This is a genomic window from Achromobacter sp. ESBL13, assembly GCF_036668755.1.
Lineage (GTDB): Bacteria > Pseudomonadota > Gammaproteobacteria > Burkholderiales > Burkholderiaceae_B > Achromobacter.
In genome coordinates this window covers 561,106-580,306 of record NZ_JAZEVT010000003.1, presented here as the reverse complement: position 1 = coordinate 580,306, position 19,201 = coordinate 561,106, and the positions used below count along the sequence as shown (strand labels likewise).

At 63.4% G+C, this 19,201-nt stretch carries 17 protein-coding genes and 1 tRNA gene; 13 read left to right on the top strand and 5 right to left on the bottom strand.

The genetic code is table 11. The features are described from left to right. Positions 1 to 10 precede the first annotated feature (10 nt). The 3 genes from ilvN to pssA all read left to right on the top strand — a co-directional run bounded on the left by ilvN (position 11) and on the right by pssA (position 2,538). Positions 11 to 502 carry an acetolactate synthase small subunit gene (gene ilvN, locus V6F88_RS16815; RefSeq protein ID WP_006223608.1) on the top strand — a complete coding sequence of 164 codons (492 nt, stop codon included), beginning with the start codon at positions 11 to 13 and terminating at the stop codon, positions 500 to 502. Positions 503 to 578: 76 nt separating this feature from the next. Beyond that, positions 579 to 1,595 carry a ketol-acid reductoisomerase gene (ilvC, locus tag V6F88_RS16810; RefSeq protein ID WP_046807014.1) on the top strand — a complete coding sequence of 339 codons (1,017 nt, stop codon included), beginning with the start codon at positions 579 to 581 and terminating at the stop codon, positions 1,593 to 1,595. A 166-nt stretch (positions 1,596 to 1,761) separates the two neighbouring features. Continuing rightward, the gene (gene pssA, locus V6F88_RS16805; RefSeq protein ID WP_332610843.1) at positions 1,762 to 2,538 is read left to right on the top strand and encodes a CDP-diacylglycerol--serine O-phosphatidyltransferase; all 777 of its coding nucleotides are present in this window, start codon (positions 1,762 to 1,764) and stop codon (positions 2,536 to 2,538) included. A gap of 112 nt (positions 2,539 to 2,650) precedes the next feature. Here pssA and V6F88_RS16800 read toward each other — a convergent pair whose 3' ends face one another. Continuing rightward, a complete protein-coding gene (locus V6F88_RS16800) occupies positions 2,651 to 3,169 on the bottom strand; it encodes a hypothetical protein (RefSeq protein WP_332610842.1) in 519 nt (172 codons plus the stop codon). Positions 3,170 to 3,462: 293 nt separating this feature from the next. On the opposite strand from V6F88_RS16800, the gene rpsO reads away from it, so the two are divergent. From rpsO to V6F88_RS16770, 6 genes are all read left to right on the top strand, one after another. Beyond that, positions 3,463 to 3,732 (top strand): 30S ribosomal protein S15, encoded by a 270-nt coding sequence (rpsO, locus tag V6F88_RS16795; protein ID WP_006223612.1) that lies wholly within the window; start codon positions 3,463 to 3,465, stop codon positions 3,730 to 3,732. A gap of 91 nt (positions 3,733 to 3,823) precedes the next feature. Next, a complete protein-coding gene (gene pnp / locus V6F88_RS16790) occupies positions 3,824 to 5,986 on the top strand; it encodes a polyribonucleotide nucleotidyltransferase (protein ID WP_104143657.1) in 2,163 nt (720 codons plus the stop codon). Between the two features lie 237 nt (positions 5,987 to 6,223). Beyond that, positions 6,224 to 6,901 (top strand): hypothetical protein, encoded by a 678-nt coding sequence (locus V6F88_RS16785; RefSeq protein ID WP_442880327.1) that lies wholly within the window; start codon positions 6,224 to 6,226, stop codon positions 6,899 to 6,901. A 15-nt stretch (positions 6,902 to 6,916) separates the two neighbouring features. After that, positions 6,917 to 8,134, top strand: coding sequence for a threonine ammonia-lyase (locus V6F88_RS16780; RefSeq protein WP_332610839.1), 1,218 nt, complete (start codon positions 6,917 to 6,919; stop codon positions 8,132 to 8,134). Between the two features lie 500 nt (positions 8,135 to 8,634). Then, entirely contained in the window at positions 8,635 to 9,057 is a 423-nt protein-coding gene (locus V6F88_RS16775; RefSeq protein ID WP_332610837.1) for a tripartite tricarboxylate transporter TctB family protein, read from the top strand. Positions 9,058 to 9,066: 9 nt separating this feature from the next. Continuing rightward, entirely contained in the window at positions 9,067 to 10,572 is a 1,506-nt protein-coding gene (locus V6F88_RS16770) for a tripartite tricarboxylate transporter permease (RefSeq protein WP_332610836.1), read from the top strand. A 111-nt stretch (positions 10,573 to 10,683) separates the two neighbouring features. Here V6F88_RS16770 and V6F88_RS16765 read toward each other — a convergent pair whose 3' ends face one another. The 3 genes from V6F88_RS16765 to V6F88_RS16755 form a co-directional block, all read right to left on the bottom strand. Then, complete coding sequence (locus V6F88_RS16765; protein WP_442880324.1) at positions 10,684 to 11,232, bottom strand: PIN domain-containing protein; 549 nt, start codon at positions 11,230 to 11,232, stop codon at positions 10,684 to 10,686. 531 nt (positions 11,233 to 11,763) lie between these two features. Continuing rightward, the gene (locus V6F88_RS16760; RefSeq protein ID WP_332610832.1) at positions 11,764 to 13,299 is read right to left on the bottom strand and encodes a tetratricopeptide repeat protein; all 1,536 of its coding nucleotides are present in this window, start codon (positions 13,297 to 13,299) and stop codon (positions 11,764 to 11,766) included. A 57-nt stretch (positions 13,300 to 13,356) separates the two neighbouring features. Beyond that, on the bottom strand, positions 13,357 to 14,496 hold the full coding sequence (locus V6F88_RS16755) for an RDD family protein (protein WP_332610831.1): 1,140 nt from the start codon (positions 14,494 to 14,496) through the stop codon (positions 13,357 to 13,359). Positions 14,497 to 14,623: 127 nt separating this feature from the next. On the opposite strand from V6F88_RS16755, the gene V6F88_RS16750 reads away from it, so the two are divergent. From V6F88_RS16750 to V6F88_RS16735, 4 genes are all read left to right on the top strand, one after another. Next, complete coding sequence (locus V6F88_RS16750) at positions 14,624 to 15,544, top strand: LysR family transcriptional regulator (RefSeq protein ID WP_332610830.1); 921 nt, start codon at positions 14,624 to 14,626, stop codon at positions 15,542 to 15,544. Positions 15,545 to 15,734: 190 nt separating this feature from the next. Then, complete coding sequence (locus V6F88_RS16745) at positions 15,735 to 16,943, top strand: CaiB/BaiF CoA transferase family protein (protein WP_332610829.1); 1,209 nt, start codon at positions 15,735 to 15,737, stop codon at positions 16,941 to 16,943. 72 nt (positions 16,944 to 17,015) lie between these two features. Next, complete coding sequence (locus tag V6F88_RS16740) at positions 17,016 to 17,975, top strand: Bug family tripartite tricarboxylate transporter substrate binding protein (RefSeq protein ID WP_332610828.1); 960 nt, start codon at positions 17,016 to 17,018, stop codon at positions 17,973 to 17,975. A gap of 53 nt (positions 17,976 to 18,028) precedes the next feature. Further along, positions 18,029 to 18,958: a hydroxymethylglutaryl-CoA lyase gene (locus V6F88_RS16735; protein ID WP_332610827.1), complete on the top strand. Its 930-nt coding sequence runs from the start codon at positions 18,029 to 18,031 to the stop codon at positions 18,956 to 18,958. Positions 18,959 to 19,005: 47 nt separating this feature from the next. Here V6F88_RS16735 and V6F88_RS16730 read toward each other — a convergent pair. Beyond that, positions 19,006 to 19,093, bottom strand: a tRNA-Ser gene (locus V6F88_RS16730). Positions 19,094 to 19,201 lie beyond the last annotated feature (108 nt).

The following is a 19,201-nucleotide window of genomic DNA, read 5'->3' as shown; positions in this document are numbered from 1 at the left end:
GGAGGCCACCATGAAGCACGTGATTTCCGTCCTCCTCGAAAACGAACCCGGCGCGCTGTCGCGCGTGGTGGGGCTGTTTTCCGCGCGGGGCTACAACATCGAAACCCTGACCGTGGCGCCCACCGAGGATTCCACGCTGTCGCGCATGACGATCGTGACGACCGGTTCCGATGAGGTCATCGAACAGATCACCAAGCACCTGAACCGCCTGGTGGATGTCGTTAAAGTGGTGGACCTGACTGAAGGCGCCCACATCGAGCGCGAGCTGATGCTGGTGAAGGTGCGCGCCGTTGGCAAGGAACGCGAAGAGATGAAGCGCATGGCGGACATTTTCCGCGGCCGCATCATCGACGTGACCGACAAGTCCTACACCATCGAATTGACCGGGGTGCAGGAAAAAGTACAGGCCTTCCTGGAAGCCCTGGACCGCAGTGCCATCCTTGAAACCGTACGCACCGGCGTGTCCGGCATCGGACGCGGTGAACGGATTTTGAAGATTTGACCGGCCTTCCAGGCCACGCCACACCCTACATCTGAATTAATCGAATATCCAAAATACTGGAATCTGGAGCACAACCATGAAAGTTTTCTACGACAAAGACTGCGATCTGTCCCTCATCAAAGGCAAGACCGTTGCCATCATCGGCTACGGTTCGCAAGGCCATGCGCACGCGCAGAACCTGCATGAATCGGGCGTGAAGGTCATCGTCGGCCTGCGCAAGGACGGCGCTTCGTGGAACAAGGCCGCCAACGCGGGCCTGGAAGTCAAGGAAGTGGCTGATGCCGTGAAGGCCGCCGACATCGTCATGATGTTGCTGCCCGACGAGAACATCGCCTCGGTCTACAACAAGGAAGTGCACGGCAACATCAAGGCCGGCGCCGCCCTGGCTTTCGCCCACGGCTTCAACGTCCACTACGGCCAGGTCGTGCCGCGCGAAGACATCGACGTCATCATGATCGCCCCGAAGGCCCCGGGCCACACGGTGCGCAACACGTACAAGCAAGGTGGCGGCGTGCCCCACCTGGTGGCCGTGTACCAGGACAAGTCGGGCGCCGCGCGTGACGTGGCCCTGTCGTACGCCAGCGCCAACGGCGGCGGCCGTGCCGGCATCATCGAAACCAACTTCCGCGAAGAAACCGAAACCGACCTGTTCGGCGAACAAGCCGTGTTGTGCGGCGGTACCGTCGAACTGATCAAGGCCGGTTTCGACACGCTGGTGGAAGCCGGCTACGCGCCCGAAATGGCGTACTTCGAATGCCTGCACGAACTGAAGCTGATCGTCGACCTGATCTATGAAGGCGGCATCGCCAACATGAACTACTCGATTTCGAACAACGCCGAATTCGGCGAATACGAAACGGGCCCGAAGATCGTCACCGACGAAACGCGCAAGGCCATGCGCCAGTGCCTGACGGACATCCAGACCGGCGAATACGCCAAGAAGTTCATCCTGGAAAACACCGCCGGCGCCCCGACGCTGACCTCGCGTCGCCGCATCAACGCCGAATCGCAGATCGAGCAAGTGGGCGGCAAGCTGCGCGCCATGATGCCCTGGATCGCCGCGAACAAGCTGGTGGACAAGTCCAAGAACTGATCGACGTTCGGCGCGGGCTGGCCCCGCGCCCCGTCCTCAAAGACGGCATGCTCGCAAGGGCGTGCCGTTTTTTTATGGCCTTTTCGTCAGGCACGGCTCTTGCTCTGTCCCGCAAGCGGGGCCATATGAGTTAACCTTTCACAGTCCGTTGTAAGTTATTGAGACTATGCCCAATTTTTCCATGCGCGATTCCGAGAACCGCCACCGAAGCATCTACTTGCTGCCTAACGCATTCACCACCGCGGCGCTGTTCGCGGGGTTCTATGCCGTCGTGCAGGCCATGAATGATCGCTTCGAAGTCGCCGCCATCGCCATTTTCGTGGCCATGGTGCTTGATGGCATGGATGGCCGGGTTGCCCGGTTGACCAATACGCAGTCTGCCTTCGGCGAACAATATGATTCGCTGTCGGACATGACGTCGTTCGGCGTTGCGCCCGCGCTGGTCATGTACGAATGGATCTTGAACGACCTGGGCCGCTGGGGCTGGCTTGCCGCCTTCGTCTATGTGGCCGGCGCCGCGCTGCGCCTGGCACGCTTCAACACCAATATTGCCGTTGTCGACAAACGCTATTTCCAAGGCTTGCCCAGCCCGGCCGCTGCCGCGCTGGTGGCCGGCTTCGTCTGGCTGGCCGTGGATAACAAGCTGCCTATCCATGACAGCCTGATGGCCTGGGTGGCCTTTACGCTGACCATGTACGCCGGCATCACCATGGTGTCGAACGCACCCTTCTTCAGCGGCAAGAGCTTTGCGCTGGGCCGCAGCGTGCCGTTCTGGGGCATCTTGCTGGTGGTGGCCGTGTTCGTGTTCGTGTCCAGCGACCCCCCGGTGGTGCTGTTCGGCCTGTTCGTGCTGTATGGTTTTTCGGGCTGGGTCATCTGGGCGTGGCGCTGGAACAAGGCGCGCCGCCTGACGCAAGAGCGTCGCGGGCAGTCGTCGTCCTGATCGCTGTCGGTATTACTTACCGCTCGAATTTACCGCTCAAACAAAACCCGCCGATTGGCGGGTTTTGTCTTTCAGCTTCAATATTTGCGTCGGGCTTTATTGCCCGGGCACCTCAGTGCCACATGAAGCGTTCATCGTCGTACATCGGGTCCGGGCCGGGGTGGAAGTGCGTCAGCTTGCTGCCATCACGGCTCATGTAGACGTACATCAACGAATTCCACACGCCGTTTTCCTTGTAGCGATACGACCACACGACTTCGCGCTTTTCCCCCAGCCCCGTCTCTTCGATGCGGGCGGGCGGGCCAAACTCGCAACGAACGCGGTCCGGGCCCCATTCGCCCACTTCCAGCACCTTGAAGTGCGCATCGGTCAGCAGGGGCACGACAGGGCCCACGCGCCCATCGGTGCCTACGTTGGTGCCCCAGGCAAATTGCCCCATCGGCTGCTGGGTCCAGATGACGCGTTGCCCGCCGCCCGCTTGCGGGCAGGTGTAGTTGGGGTTGCCAAATTGGGTCAACACATCGGCGTAGGGCGTGCCGGGCTGGACCTGAGCCAGGTTCGCGCAGGCGGCCAGGCCGGTCAGGGCCAGGGAAGCCAGGGTGAGGCGGGCTGTTCTGTAATATTTAGACATCTTTTGCTCCTCTAGGCGCCGGGGCGCTTGCCGGCCTCTGCCGAACAGGCGAAACCGTCTCTGGGGTAATTCTAGCGTTTCAGCTATAATCACCGAGCTTTATCAAACGTATTGATTGATTTTGCAAGATGCTTTGCGCCGGCAGTCCGGTTGCACGGTAGCCGAAAGCGGCCACTTTGCAGCTATTGAAGCAGCAGTGAGAAAGCAAAAACGCTTATCGCCGGGTCTTACGCAAATTTTTCCCAACCACGTCAGGGCACCTCGGCCCTGTCGCATGTCCGAAGAGGTCATCAATGTCTGTAGCTGACATCAAGAAATCCGATATCGTTGCGCAGTTCCAACGCGCTCAAGGCGATACCGGCTCCCCCGAAGTTCAGGTGGCTCTGCTCACCGCCCGTATCAACGAACTGACCGGTCACTTCAAAGAACACATGAAGGACCATCACTCGCGCCGCGGTCTGCTGCGTATGGTCAGCCGTCGCCGCAAGCTGCTCGACTATCTCAAGGGCCGCAATCCCGATTCGTACCGCGCTCTGATCGAAAAACTCGGTCTGCGCAAGTGATCGACGGGGCTGGCTCCCCATGACGCAACCGTGGTCGGTGCGACGTATTGTCGCAGCGGCCACGGTTTTTCATTTGTAAGGAATAATCGTCATGTTCAACAAAGTGACAAAATCGTTCCAGTACGGCCAGCACACGGTCGTCCTGGAAACTGGCGAGATCGCTCGCCAGGCCTCCGGCGCCGTTGTGGTGTCGATCGAGGACACCGTTGTCCTGGCTACTGTCGTAGCTTCCAAGAAGGCCAAGCCGGGTCAAACGTTTTTCCCGCTGACCGTCGACTACATCGAAAAGACCTACGCCGCCGGCCGTATTCCGGGTGGGTTCTTCAAGCGCGAAGGCAAGCCGTCCGAAAAGGAAACGCTGACCTCGCGCCTGATCGATCGTCCGCTGCGTCCGCTGTTCCCCGAAGACTTCTACAACGAAGTCCAGGTGGTCATCCACACGCTGTCGGTCAATCCCGAGATTGATCCCGACATCGCCGCCATGATCGGCGCCTCGGCCGCTTTGGCTATTTCGGGCATCCCGTTCAACGGCCCGATCGGCGCCGCTCGCGTGGGCTACATCGACGGCCAATACGCGCTGAACCCGACCGCTACGCAACTGAAGTCGTCCAAGCTGGACCTGGTGGTTGCCGGTACCGAAAACGCCGTGCTGATGGTGGAATCGGAGGCCCAACAGCTGTCCGAAGAAATCATGCTGGGCGGTGTGGTGTTCGGCCACGAGCAAATGCAGGCCGTCATCAACGCCATTCACGAATTGGTGAAGGACGCCGGCAAGCCCGAGTGGGATTGGCAAGCGCCCGCCAAGGACGAAGCCCTGATCGCCGCCGTGACCGCGGCTGCCCAGGAAGGCCTGAACGCCGCCTACCAGATCCGTGAAAAGCAGGCCCGTACGGCCAAGCTGCGCGAAGTGTCGGCCGACGTGTCGGCCAAGCTGGCTGCCGCCGCTGCTGAAAAGGGCGAGCCCGCGCCTGACGCCGTTACCGTCGACAACATCATGTTCTCGCTGGAATCGGCCATCGTTCGCGGTCAGATCCTGAATGGCGAACCGCGTATCGACGGTCGCGACACCCGCACCGTTCGCCCCATCAGCGTGCGTCTGGGCGTGCTGCCCCGCGCACACGGCAGCGCGCTGTTCACCCGTGGTGAAACGCAAGCGCTGGTCGTGGCCACGCTGGGCACCAAGCAAGACGAACAGATCATCGACGCGCTCATGGGTGAATACCGTGACCGCTTCATGATGCACTACAACATGCCTCCGTTCGCCACCGGCGAAACGGGCCGCATCGGTGTGCCCAAGCGCCGCGAAATCGGCCACGGCCGTCTCGCCAAGCGTTCGCTGATTCCGCTGTTGCCGGCTCCGGAAGACTTCCAATACACGATCCGCATCGTGTCGGAAATCACCGAGTCCAACGGCTCGTCGTCGATGGCTTCGGTCTGCGGCGGCTCGCTGGCCATGATGGACGCCGGCGTGCCGGTCAAGGATCACGTGGCCGGTGTGGCCATGGGCCTGATCCTGGACGGCGGCAAGTTCGCCGTGCTGACCGACATTCTGGGTGACGAAGATCACCTGGGCGACATGGACTTCAAGGTTGCGGGCACCGAAAACGGCGTCACCGCACTGCAGATGGACATCAAGATCCAGGGCATCACGAAGGAAATCATGCAAGTGGCGCTGGCGCAAGCCCGCGAAGGCCGCCTGCACATCCTGACCAAGATGAAGGAAGCGCTGGACGGTTCGCGTGGCGAGCTCTCGGCTTTTGCCCCGCGCATGCTGACCATCAAGATCAACCCCGAGAAGATCCGCGACGTGATCGGCAAGGGCGGCGCCACCATCCGCGCGCTGACCGAAGAAACCGGCACGCAGATCGACATCTCCGACGACGGCACGATCGTGATCGCCAGCGTCGATGAAGCGCAGGCCAAAGAAGCCCAGCGCCGCATCGTCGAACTGACGGCCGATGTCGAAGTGGGCCAGATGTACGAAGGCTCGGTCCTGCGTCTGCTGGACTTCGGCGCCATCGTGCAAGTGCTGCCGGGCCGTGACGGCCTGCTGCACATCTCGGAAATCGCCAACTACCGCATCGCGAACATTAACGATGTGCTGAAGGTCGGCCAGCAAGTCCGCGTCAAGGTCATCGAGGCCGACGACAAGGGCCGTCTGCGCCTGTCCATCAAGGCAATCGGCGGTATCGAAGCGCAGCAGCCCGCTGCCGCTCCCGATGCAGCCCCCCAATCGGAACCGCAAGCTGAATAAGCTGGCAGACTGATTGAACAAAAACGGCGCCGCAAGGCGCCGTTTTTTATTGCAGCGCCGCAAACGGCGCGAGATGCCTTGATTCATCTTCTTGCGACTTCGCCCCGCTGTCGTCTCCCAACTTCGCCGACCTTGCTGTAAAGTCGTGCGCGAGAAAAGGGGGAATCGGATGATCCAAGCATGACCAGATGGCCTGCTGCCGCGGGCGCGGTGCTGTGCGGGGCGCTGTCCGCCGCAATGCTGACCGGCTGCATGAGCGGTCCGGGCCCGGGGCAGCGCGGGCCGAACAGCGAAGCCATGTCGGCCGACCAATTCGGCCAGACGGACTTCAACCGCACCGTCACGCTGGAAGTGCGCGACAACCTCACCAGCCTGTATTCCCTGCTGGACAAGCTTTACCGCCGCAATCCGCGCGAATGGCGTAAGACCGGCGTGGCCGATCAAAAAGCCGCCGTGAACCGCGTCAAGCACGCCATCGAAGTACGCATCCCGCCCAGCGACCTGGCCGGCCTGCGAGACATCCAGATCCTGGCGGTGTCGCTGGACCCGAACTACGCCGGTGACCGCGTCGGCGCGTTCATCTACGGCATGGCCGACACCATCATTGCCGCGCACAACGGCAAGACCCGCCTGTATGCCACCGACGCGCTGGACGGCCAGCGGGTCTACAATGCCGCACGGAACGTCGAGGCCGCCGCCTGGCTGCTGGCGTCGCGCCGCAACAACCAGGGCGAGCTGCTTTTGCTGGCCAATGAAATGTCTCCCAATGCCACGAACCTGAGCTTCGAACGCGAGTTCGGCGCCATCATCGGCCGGCTGGACCTGATCGCCAACCTGCTTGGCGAGAACTCCCGCCGCATCGGGATCAACTATGCGCAAGGCCTCTTGCTGTTCAATTTTCTGCCTGTGCGTTAACAGGACCCACCCATCGTGATCGATATCGCTTCCATCCAGACCGCCCGCGAACACCTGCGCGGCCAGGTCTTGAAGACCCCGTTTACCTTGTCCCGCACGCTGTCCGACATCTTCGGCGCCGAGATCTGGCTGAAGTTCGAAAACCTGCAATTCACGGCCTCGTTCAAAGAACGCGGCGCGTTGAACCGCATGCTGAGCTTGTCGGACGATGAGCGCGCCAAGGGAGTGATCGCGGTGTCCGCCGGCAACCACGCGCAGGGCGTGGCGTACCATGCGCAGCGCATGGGCGTGCCGGCCGTGATCGTGATGCCACGCTTTACCCCTACGGTCAAGGTGGCCAACACGCGCCGCTTCGGCGCCGAGGTGGTGTTGGCGGGTGATACGTTCGACGATGCCAAGGCGCACGGCTACGAGCTCGCGCAGGCGCGCGGCCTGATCATGATTCACCCCTACGACGACGAAGCCGTCATTTCGGGGCAGGGCACCGTGGCGCTGGAAATGCTGGAAGACCAGCCGCAGCTGGACATGATGGTCATCGCCATTGGCGGCGGCGGGCTGATTTCAGGCGTGGCCACGGCAGCCAAGGCCTTGAAGCCCGACATCGAGATCGTGGGCGTGCAGACCGAGCGCTTCCCGTCGATGTACGCGGCGGTCAAGGGCGTGGACATGCCGCAGGGGCAATACACCATCGCGGAAGGCATCGCGGTGAAATCCCCGGGCGGGCTGACGCAGCCCATCGTGGCCAAGCTGGTCGATCACATTGAACTGGTCAGCGAAAGCGACATCGAGCACGCCATCGTCGTGCTGCTGGAAATTGAAAAGACCGTGGTCGAAGGCGCCGGCGCGGCGGGCCTGGCGGCCCTGCTGCGCGCGCAGGAAGCGGGCAGCGACCGCTACAAGGGCAAGCGCATCGGCCTGGTGCTGACGGGCGGCAACATTGACCCGCTGATGTTGGGCGAACTGATCGAGCGCGGCATGGTGCGAGCCGGCCGCCTTGCCCGTATCCGCGTCGACTTGCGCGATTTACCGGGCGCGCTGGCGCACGCCACCAAGCTCATTGCCGATGCGCAGGCGAACATCACCGAAGTGCATCACCAGCGCGCCTTCACATCATTGCCCGTGCGCAATGTCGAGGTGGATTTCGTCTTGCAGACTCGCGGGCCGGACCACATCCTGGAAGTCATCGACGTGCTGAATGCCGCGGGCTTCGCGGCCAGCAACCACGACCATTGAGCAGGGCGGCGGCACCGGCTTGAGGCCGCCTTCACCCGACACCGAATCCACCTCACGGACGCCCGCAACTTGCGGGCGTTTTTGTTTTCGCGCGCACGCTTGAAGTCGGACGTTGTTGCAAAAAAAGTTGCGCAACGCAGCCACTGCGAAAATTTTTTCACGTCACCCCTGGAACTTTTTCGTTCTTGGCCAACATCCCCGCAGTGCCTGCGTTGAAAGCAAAGTGAAGGGTGTTTGTAAGCCGCCATCACGGCCAGACAGGTGAAAAATGTCCACTATTTGACTCAGGGATATCCCCAAAAAAGTCATGGTTCTTACGGATGTTCGATATGTCGGCATGCGATTTAGGATCTGCCTCTTCGCTTTTCTGCCTGTCGTTCGCGACGGTGCCGCAAGGCGTTGAGATAAGCACGCGCCGTTGTTTTCAGTGATGGTTCGGCGCGTCAGACAAGGGAGACCGCAGCTTGATTAGAAACAGACAGGACTTTTGGTCCGGAGCCATGTTTATTGCCTTAGGAGGGGCCTTTTCCGCGCAGGCCACCGAATATTCCATGGGAAGCGCGGCCCGCATGGGACCGGGATATTTCCCGTTCTGGCTAGGCATTGTCCTGGCGCTGATGGGCGCCGTCGTGCTGATCAGTGCGCTGGCCAGGAACGCCCAGACGACCACGATCAGCCGCTACGACTTCCGCATTCTTTTCCTGGTGGTCGGGTCCGTGGTGTTGTACGGTTTCGCGCTTTCGCACCTGGGGCTTTACCTTTCAGTTTTTCTGCTGGTGCTCATCAGCAGTCTTGCCAGCCACGAATTCAATTGGAAAGTCGCCGTGGCGAACGGCCTGTTCCTCGTGGCGTTCTCCTACCTTGCGTTCATACGCGGCCTGGGCTTGATATTTCCCCTGTGGCCCAGCGCATTCGCCAACTAGGAGACGGCAATGGAACTACTGCAAAACCTGATGCTGGGTTTCTCCGTGGCGTTCACGCCGGAAAACCTCAGCTACGCATTCCTTGGCTGCCTGTTGGGCACGTTGGTCGGCGTATTGCCGGGCCTGGGCCCGGTGCCCACCATCGCGATGCTGCTTCCCATCACGTATGTGCTGCCGCCCACTGCCGGCCTGATCATGCTGGCGGGCATTTATTACGGCACCCAGTACGGCGGCTCGACGACGGCCATTCTGGTTAACCTGCCGGGGGAAACGTCCGCCGTGGTGACGGTGCTGGATGGTCACCAGATGGCGCGCAACGGCCGGGCGGGCGCGGCCTTGTCGCTTGCCGCCATCGGATCATTCTTCGCGGGTAGCGTTGCCACGGTGTTGATCGCGGCGTTCGCGCCACCCTTGGCTGAAGTGGCCTTCGCATTCGGACCCGCCGAGTATTTTTCCCTGATGGCGCTGGGTCTGATCGGCGCGGTGGTCCTGGCCTCGGGGTCGCTGCCCAAGGCCATTTGCATGATTCTTCTGGGCTTGCTGCTGGGCATGGTCGGCACCGACGTCAATTCGGGTGTCGCCCGCTACGATTTCAGCATCCCGGAATTGCAGGACGGTATTGACTTCGCCATCGTCGCGATGGGCGTTTTCGGCCTGTCTGAAATCATGGCCAACCTGGAGCAAAAAGAGAACCGCGTCGAGATCACCGACAAGGTGGGTTCGCTGTATCCCAGCCGGCAAGAGTTCCGCGAAGCGGCGCCCGCCATCGTCCGCGGCACCGCCCTGGGTTCGGCGCTGGGCATCCTGCCGGGTGGCGGTTCCGTCCTGTCGGCCTTCGCCTCGTACACGCTTGAGAAGAAGCTGTCGAAACAACCCGAGCGTTTCGGCAAGGGGCATCCGGCCGGCTTGGCGGGTCCGGAATCCGCCAACAATGCGGGCGCGCAAACCTCATTCATCCCGCTCCTGACGCTGGGTATTCCGGGCAACGCGGTCATGGCCTTGATGGTGGGCGCGATGACCATCCACAACATCCAGCCCGGCCCGCAAGTGATGACGAGCCACCCCGAGCTGTTCTGGGGCCTGATCGCGTCCATGTGGATCGGCAACCTGATGCTGGTGATCCTGAACCTGCCGTTGATCGGTATCTGGGTGAAGCTGCTGCGCGTTCCCTACCGCATGCTGTTCCCGGCAATCCTGGTGTTCTGCACGATTGGCGTGTATTCGCTGAACTACAACGTGTTCGACATCTTCATGTTCGCCATCTTCGGCATCATCGGGTATGTGTGGAGCAAGCTGGGCTGCGAAGGCGCGCCGCTGTTGTTGGGGCTGGTGCTGGGCCCGATGATGGAAGAGAACTTCCGCCGGGCATTGCTGCTGTCGCGCGGTGAGTTCAGCACTTTCGTCACGCGTCCGCTGTCCGCCACATTGCTGGCGCTGGCCGCCATTCTGCTCGTGCTGGTGATGTTGCCGGCGCTGCGCAAGAAGCGCGAAGAAACGTTCGTCGAGGTCGACTGACCACGGGAAACACGCTTGGCTCCGGGCCTGGTGCGGCGCAAGCCGGCCAGGCCTTTTTTTTCAGGCCCGTATTTCAACCTGCATTTTTCACGGCGCCTTCCGCTGGGGCTTTCACCCAGCGTCGCGCGCCACCAGGCTCTTCAAGCCATACAGGCGCTCGCGATGCAGCGTCGTAGCCAGTGGTTCGGGCTCGCGGCCCAGTGCGACGTAGTCGTCGGGAATCTGTGCAATGGCCGTGCGCATGGCGTTCGCGTCGGCTTGCCACCATTGCACCAGCATGCGGTCGGGGTTGTACACGTCCAGCCCCTGGCGCCGCAACTCCGATCGGTTGAAGTCCTTCAGGTTCCACGTCAACACCTGCACCACGGGCGGCTGCTGCAAACCACAGCGCGCGCGGCGCGCCAGGCCGGCGGCAATCACATGGAAGTCCTTGGGGTCGCTGTAGCGCAAAGAAGCTTCATACACCTGCGTGTCGGCTTCATTGGCCTCGGGAAAGCGCGCGTTCATCTCGGCCCAGAATTCGGCCAGCACGTCGGGCGGGATATCCCAGATGCGCGACGCGTTGCGTCGCCATTCCTCGCCAATGCGTTCGGTCCATACCGGCGTGTACACGCCGGCATCCGCCAGACGCAACAGCAGCCGCCGCAAAATGCCGGACATCAGGACGCAGGCGTCCAGGACGATGAAAGGGGGGCGGGCGGCGGGGGCGTTCAAGACGACAGAAAGGAAGGGAAAACAGGGGAAAGCAGGCGAAAGCGCAGGGCAGGCGCAAGACAGGCGACCCGAAAGGCCGATGCCTTTCGATCGCAAAAGTGGTGCCCGAGACCGGAATCGAACCGGTACGACCTTGCGGTCGAGGGATTTTCTTACCACTTCGGCTTTCGCCGCCAGCGCGCGTGCGCTGTTCGTGGTCTGGAGCACGCCTTCACCATAGCCTTGCGGCCTTAGGTGCCCGCCGTCTGCTCTCTACACCTTCCCCGATTTTTCAATCGGGGCTTGGCTCGGCGTTGGCTCGGAACAAGTCCAGGGCATTCGCCGAGTTTGACGGGCTACACCTTTGAAGTTTCCTCCAAAGGGCTCAAATTTTTTCAAGTCCCTTGTGTCTACCAATTTCACCACTCGGGCGATGCGCGGCGCTTTGCAAGGGCCGGCAGCGGGCGTGACTATAACATCCCGCCGCCTGCGTACCGGCTACTTGCGGCCGAACAGCCGGCCAAGAAAGCCGGCGGGTTTGGCGGCGGCTGCTTCGGCTTCCAGGGCGTTCTTCATCGACAGCTCTTGAAAATAGGTTCTGCCGTTTTGCTGGTACGACGACGATGCCTGGCGGTAGGCCACGGCCGATTCGGCGTGACGCTTCATCTGGCCGTAGATCCGGCCGCGCGCAAATAGCGCCCAGCTGCGGTAGTCCGGGTCCAGACCCAGCAGGCGGTCGCAAGCGGCCAGCCCTTCGTCATTGCGCTTGGCGGCGATCAGCGCGTTGATGCGCTCGGCGTGCAGTGGGCCGCTGTCGGGCCAACGTTCCAGGGCGGTGTCGGCATAGGCCACGGCCTCGTCGGCGCGGTTCAAATGCGTCAGCGCTTCGATGCGCACGCGGCGCCATTTCAGCCAGTCCGGGTCCAGCGAAATGGCCACCTCGGCCAGAGGCAGCGCTTCGTCATGGCGTTCCAGGTAGTTCAGCATGTCGGCCGCGTTGCCGGGCAGGAAGTCGTCGCTGGGCGCCAGTTCGTACCCTTTCAGGTAGTACGCCAGCGCGGCCTCCCAGTTGCGCTGGTCGCGCTGGGCGTTGCCCGCCACGAACAGCAGCTGCGCGTCGCCGCTGTCAAGCGGGTCCAGGCCGATCAGCGCCTCTTCGGCACGTTTCGGTTCGCCACTGCGCACGTATTCGCGGGCCTGTTCCTTGCGGCCCTCCCAGCCCGTGTCGGATAGCGCATCCAGATGGCGCCACAAGGGCACGGCTTCGTCCGCGCGACCCAGCCGGTGCAGGGATCGCGCCTTGCCTTCCAGCGGCCAGTCCCAGTCGGGCTCGCGTCGCAGCAGGCTGGTCCATTCCTCGATGGCGTCGGCGTGGCGATCCATGGCTTGCAGGCAGGACGCGCGGTTGTGCTGGATGGCGTTCTGTTCGCCCAGGATGGCGCGCGCGCGGTCGAACATGGCGATGGCGTTTTGCAGGTCGCCCAGGCGCCGGTAGTTGTTGCCGGCGTCGTACAGAAAGCCGCCGTTGTTGGGCGCCAGCGCAACGGCGCGCTGGTGGTAGGGCAGGGCGTCCGTGTAGCGGCCGGCGTTGTGCAGGTTTGAACCGATATAGCAATGCGGCGCGGCGGCGGTCGACCGGATCTGAGAGGCACGGGTCCAGCTGGCGATGGCATCTTCCAGGCGGCGGTCGTTGATCAGCAGATAGCCTTCGGCCATCAGCAGGCCAAAGTGCGAAGGCGCGCGTTGCCGGGCGTCCCGCAATCCGCGCCAGGCTTGCTGCTTGTCACCGTCGTCGTATTGCACCACCGCCTGCACGGCAATGGCGTCGCTGCATTGCGGATCCAGCGCCAGGGCGCGCGCCAGGTCAGCGTCACGCTGAACGTAAGCCTTGCGCTGGGCGTGGCAGCGGGCACGCAAGGCCCACGCGGTGGCCCAGTTGGGCTGTTCGCGCACGGCTTGGTCGCACAGCGACAACATTTTTGGAAGGTCGCTACCGTCTTCGGCGCGGTGAATGGCTTCGATCAAGGCGGACATGCGTGGGTTCCGTCGTTACGTCGGTGGCTGGGCGGGTGCTGAGAATGGCCGGGTGGCCTAGCGCGAGAACGCGCTGGCGTCGTGGCGGCAACTGTAGGTGCGGTCGCTGGCGGGGATGTCGTCGCTGCCGCATTCCCACCGGCGCACGCCGCCGCCTTTGCGTTCGGCGCGCAGTTCGGGCACGTAGACCAGATGCTTGCCCGCCAGGCTGGGCGTGCCGTCGGTGCTGGGCGTGCCGGCAATGGTGAAGCGCAATACGCCGTTGACCGGGTTCATCTCCACCTTGGAAAAGCCGCTGTCCTGCATGGACTGCTGGCTGATGCCAAGGTCGTCCAGGCTGGCCGGGAACTTCTGCGTACGGCGATAGTGGTTCTCCGCCAAGCGGCGCACCGGGTCGGACACCAGGTCGTAGCGGTTGATGTCCGCATGCAGCGGGTTGTCGCTGTTGCGGTCGCCGGTGGCGTTCACGCCAATGACGATGCCCACCACCACCAGCACCAGGGTGCCGAACACGAAAAACAGAAACTTGCCCGCGCCGGTGACGGACGGGGCGCGCGCCACGGCCGCCTGCATCGCGTGCGGGTTCGCCTCCTGCGTGACCACATGCGTGCCGGCCAAGGCGTTGTGCATGGCGCGTTCGCCAAAGATCATTTGCTGCAAATGGTGGAACAGGCCGGGCAGCAGCATGTTCACCGTGTACTTCAGGGTGTGCCGCCACAATGACCGCACCAGGCCGGGCGCCTTGCCCTTGCGATTGACCACGCGCAGTTTCACGGCGCGCTTGCCCGGCGAGCCATTGCCCCACGCGTCCATGAAGGCGGGCAGGAACCAGCCGATCAAACCGGCGACCAAGGCAATCCAGAAAGGCGCCTGGTCACCGGTCAAGCCCTCGTAGGTCAGCTGGGACGCCAGGATCAAGACGGTCATTCCCACCGCCATCACGACGGCGTCGATCGCGCTTGCACCCAGCCGGGGCCAGATGCTGGGAAACACCAGCGCGCTGCCCGGTCCGGCGGCGGCGGAACGGGCGGCGGCCTTGGGCGCGGAGGTTTTCGTGGGTTTGGTTTTCTTCTTGCCCGTGGCGAATGCGCCGGTGGGCTGGGCGGCCGACGAAGCCGGGACAGGCAGCGGCGCCTGGCAACTGAAGCATTGCGTATTCGAGGCGGGGTTCTGCCAATTGCAGCGAGGGCATTGCATGGAAACTGAGATCCTGGGAGCGCCTGGAGGCCGTACAACAACGACCGGAGCGCGGATGATACTCAAGTCTTGCGCTAGGGAAAACCCGGATCACCGCGTGTGCGAACAACGCGGGACACTTTCGTCCATGAAGCCCGCCCAAGCCCCCGTCAGTCCGCCGCGCGATATTGATCCGATATCGCTGCGCCTGTTCTTATCCGCCCTGGAAGAGGGCAGCCTGGCGCGTGCCGCCGCGCGCGAGAACATCGTGCCCTCGGCCGTCAGCAAGCGCATGTCGGAAATGGAGGAAGCGTTTGGCGTGCCGCTGCTGGAGCGGGGCGTCAAGGGCGTGCAAGCCACGCCCGCCGGCAACGCGCTGGCCCCGCATGTACGCCGGCTGTTGCAGGACGTGGAACACATGCACCGCGAGATGGCGGGCTTTGCGAAAGGCGTGCGCGGGCGCGTGCGCCTGGCGGTCAGCGTGGCGGCGTTGTCGGGCGACCTGCCCGCGCAAATCCAATCGTTTCGCCGCGCCCACCCCGAGATCGACATCCTGCTGCAAGAAGACACGACGCAAGCCGCTTTTCGCGCCGTGCTGGAGGGGCAGGCCGACGTGGCGGCCGGATCCGACTTCGGGCATGACGGCTTGCAGGTGTTTGCCTGCGGCCATTGCGAGTTGGCCGCCGTGGTGCCGGGCCAACATGTACTGGCCCAGCGAGAAACACTGGATTACGCGCAGCTGCTGCCTTTCGAACAGATCGAACTGAACCGTGAAAACGGCATCAGCAGCGTGTTCGAACGGACTGCGCAGGCGAGGGGGGTGACGCGACGCATCAGCGCCCGGGTCAGCGGGCACGAAACGATCTGCACGCTGGTCGCGCGCGGCATGGGCGTGGCAGTCGTGCCGCTATACCTGAAGGCGCGCCACACCCACCTGGATATCCGCTTCATCCCGCTGACGGGGCCGTGGTCCAGCACGCCCTTGTGCATCGCCGTGCGCGACCCCGATGCGCTGGCCCCCGCCGCGCGCACCTTGCTGGCGCATTTGGGCGTGCTGCCTTCGGCTTGAAAACCAAGGTATTGCACCAAACGCTTTACGGGCTTTCCCGAACGTTCCGTAACGAGAATGCCCCAGTGCTGAAAGACCGCTACCCGCGATGCGGTCGCGCCCGCGATCATGCTTGCATCGTGGCTGCGGCAAGCTCACTTCGACTTGTGCGCGCCGATTCATTTCCACCGGCCAGCAAGAGGACCACCCGATGAGCGCAGCACCCCCTTCACCTTTCATGGACAGCTCTGAATTGCCCTTGCGCGGCATCAAGGTGCTGGAACTGTCGCACATGATCATGGGGCCGGCGGCGGGCCTGTCGCTGGCGGATCTGGGCGCCGATGTCATCAAGGTCGAACCTATTGATGGCGATCGCACGCGTCGGCTGAAAGGCTCGGGCAGCGGGTACTTTCCGGTGTTCAACCGCAACAAGCAAAGCCTGGCTATCGATTTGAAATCGGCGCAAGGCCAGGAACTGGTGCGCCGGCTGGCGCTGCAAACAGACATGATCGTGGAGAACTTCCGCGACGGCAGCCTGGCGCAGTACGGGCTGGATTATGAATCGCTGTCGGCGGAAAACCCTGGCCTGATCTATGTGTCGCTCAAGGGTTTTTTGTCCGGGCCATACAAGCACCGGACGGCGCTGGATGAAGTGGTCCAGATGATGGGCGGACTGGCCTATATCAACGGCGGCGCCGACACGCCCCAACGCGTTGCCGCATCGGTGAACGACATCCTGGGCGGCACGTTCGGAGTGGTGGGCGCGTTGGCCGCCTTGCATGACCGCCACGCCACCGGGCGCGGCCGCCACGTGCGGTCGGGCTTGTTCGAAAACAATCTTTTGCTGGTTGCGCAGTTCATTGCGCAGTTCCAACTGACCGGCACCGCGCCCAAACCGATGGGCGCCGAACGCAAGCCTCCATGGGGCGTGTACGACGTTTTCGAGACGGCTGACGGCCGCGTCTTCGTGGCGGTGGTGGGCGACGCGCAATGGCGCAACTTCGCGCAGAAATTCCTGCCGCCGGAATGGGCCGCCGACCCGCGCCTGGCCACCGCGGTCGATCGCGAAGCCGCGCGCTCCTGGTTGGTGCCGGGGGTGGCCGAGATCCTGAAATCCTGGAAGACGGCCGACCTGTGCGCCGCGCTGGAGGCGGCCAACCTGTCGTACGGCCCGATCCGCCAGCCCCACGACTTGCTGGAGGATGCGCACTTGAACGTCGGAGGCGCACTGCTGAAGACACGCCTGCCCGACGGCGGGGAGATATCGGCGGCGGCGCTGCCGCTGGAATTCGACGGACGCAAGGCCGGCAAGCGCATGGACCCGCCCCAGCAAGGCGGCCACACCCAGGCGATCTTGCAGGGGCTGGGGCTGGATGCTGCGCGCATCGATGCCCTGCGCGCTCAGGGAGTCATCGCATGACCGGGCCATAACGCCCGGATCCCTGTCGAGGCGGCGTCAGACCGCCAAGACATCCATCAAAGAGGAGACAACATGATCCGCAAACTAGTCGCGCTGGCCGTATTGGCCGTCGCCTGCACCGCCCACGCCGAGGACTATCCCAGCAAGCCCATCCGCATCATCATTCCGTCCACGCCGGGCGGGGGCACCGACTACATCGGGCGCCTGATGAGCAACAAGCTGCACGAATTGAATGGCTGGGCGGTCGTGCCCGAGAACAAACCGGGCGCGGGCACGGCACTGGGGCTGGCCGAAGCGGCGCGCGCGCCCGCGCAGGGCTATGACCTGGTAATCGGCCAGTCGGACAATGTCACGCTGATTCCGCTGCTGATGAAAGTGGCCTACGACCCCATCCGCGACCTGACGCCGGTTGCGCTGGTGGCCACCACGCCGATGGTGCTGCTGGTGTCGGATGCCTCGCCTTACAAGACGCTGCCGGAAGTGATCGAAGCGGCCAAGAAAGAGCCCAACACAATTTCATACGGCACCTCGGGCACCGGCGGCGGCGTGCATATCGCCATGGAAATGCTGCAACACGAAGCCGGCTTCAAGATGCAGCACGTGCCCTACAAGGGCTCGGCCCCCGCGCTGGCGGACCTGATGGGCGGACATTTGCAGTTTGCGGGGTCGTCGATTTCGTCGGCGGCGTCGCTGATCAAGTCGGGCAAGGTCCGGGCGCTGGCGGTGACTTCGCCCAAGCGCAACGCGGCCTTGCCTGATGTGCCCACCGTTGCCGAGCTTGGCTACAAGGATTTCAGCGTGGTGACCTATTACGGCGTGCTGGCGCCCAGCAAGACGCCCACCGACATCGTGCAGCGGCTGAACGCCGACTTCAACAAATTGCTGGCCAAGAAGGACGTGCGGGACGCGTTGGCGGCGCAGGGTCTGGAGGCCGAGCCCGTGTCCCCCGCGCAGTTCGCCTCGCTGATCCAGGCGGACATCGGCAAGGCGCGGCAAACGATCAAGAGCGCCGGGATTGTGGTCCAGCAATGACGGGACATCGACAAGGCGGCATCGATCGGGCGGCATTGACAACGGAGCGGCAGATGAACCAGGACGTCAGGATTTGCGAAGTTGGCCCGCGCGATGGGCTGCAAATGGCGCGCGGCATGATGTCCGCCGCCGACAAGTCGCGGTGGATCGGTCAACTGGCCGACGCGGGATTGCGTGAGATCGAGGTGGGCAGTTTTGTGTCGCCCCGGCTTGTGCCGCAAATGGCAGACACGGGCAGCGTGTTGCCCCAGGCGCTACGCATCGACGGCCTGACCGTCTGCGCACTGGCCTGCAACCTGAAAGGCGCCATCGCCGCGTACGAGGCCGGCGCGCACGTCGTGGCGTTTCCCATTTCGGTCAGCGACACGCACAGCCGCGCCAATGTGGGCAAGGGCACCGACGCGCAGGTGGAGATGATGGCGGCGATTGTTGACTGGGTGCGCGCCCAACCGCGCCCTATGCGGATCGACGCGGCGGTGGCCACGGCGTTCGGCTGTTCGCTGGAAGGGCCCGTGGCCGTGCGCCGCGTGGCCGAGGTGGCCGCCGCCGTGGCGCGTACGGGGATCGATGAAATTGCCTTGGCTGACACGGTGGGCTACGCGCATCCGGCGCTGGTCCGCGAGGTGGTGCGCGCCACCCAGGACGCGGTGGGCGCACAACTGACCAAACTGCATCTGCATGACACGATGGGGTTGGGGCTGGCCAATGCACTGGCGGGGCTGGACGAAGGCATCCGCGCATTCGATTCCTGCCTTGGAGGCCTGGGCGGTTGCCCTTTCGCGCCGGGCGCCTCGGGCAATATCGTCACTGAAGACCTGGTGTTCATGCTGGAAAGCATGGGCTACCGCACGGGCGTGGACCTGTCCCGCCTGTTGGCCGCGCGCGCGCTGCTGGCAGACGCCTTGCCGCAGGAATCGCTGCGCAGCGGCGTGGCGGCGGCCGGCATTCCGAAGACGTTTCGGGCCGGTCTACCACACAGGTAGGGGAACGCAGCCGCGCCGCAAAGGCGCGTTGGCTGCTGTCGAGGGTCTGGCGGAAGCGGTGAGATTCGAACTCACGAACGGTTGCCCGTTGCCGGTTTTCAAGACCGGTGCAATCGACCACTCTGCCACGCTTCCGGGGTGATGCCGCGCCGCGCGTCGGGTCGCGGCGTTACGGCTTGGGGATTCGGCCGTCAGGCAAACATTCTGCCCGATCGATCCCGCGAGATGCCGTAAAGGGCGCAA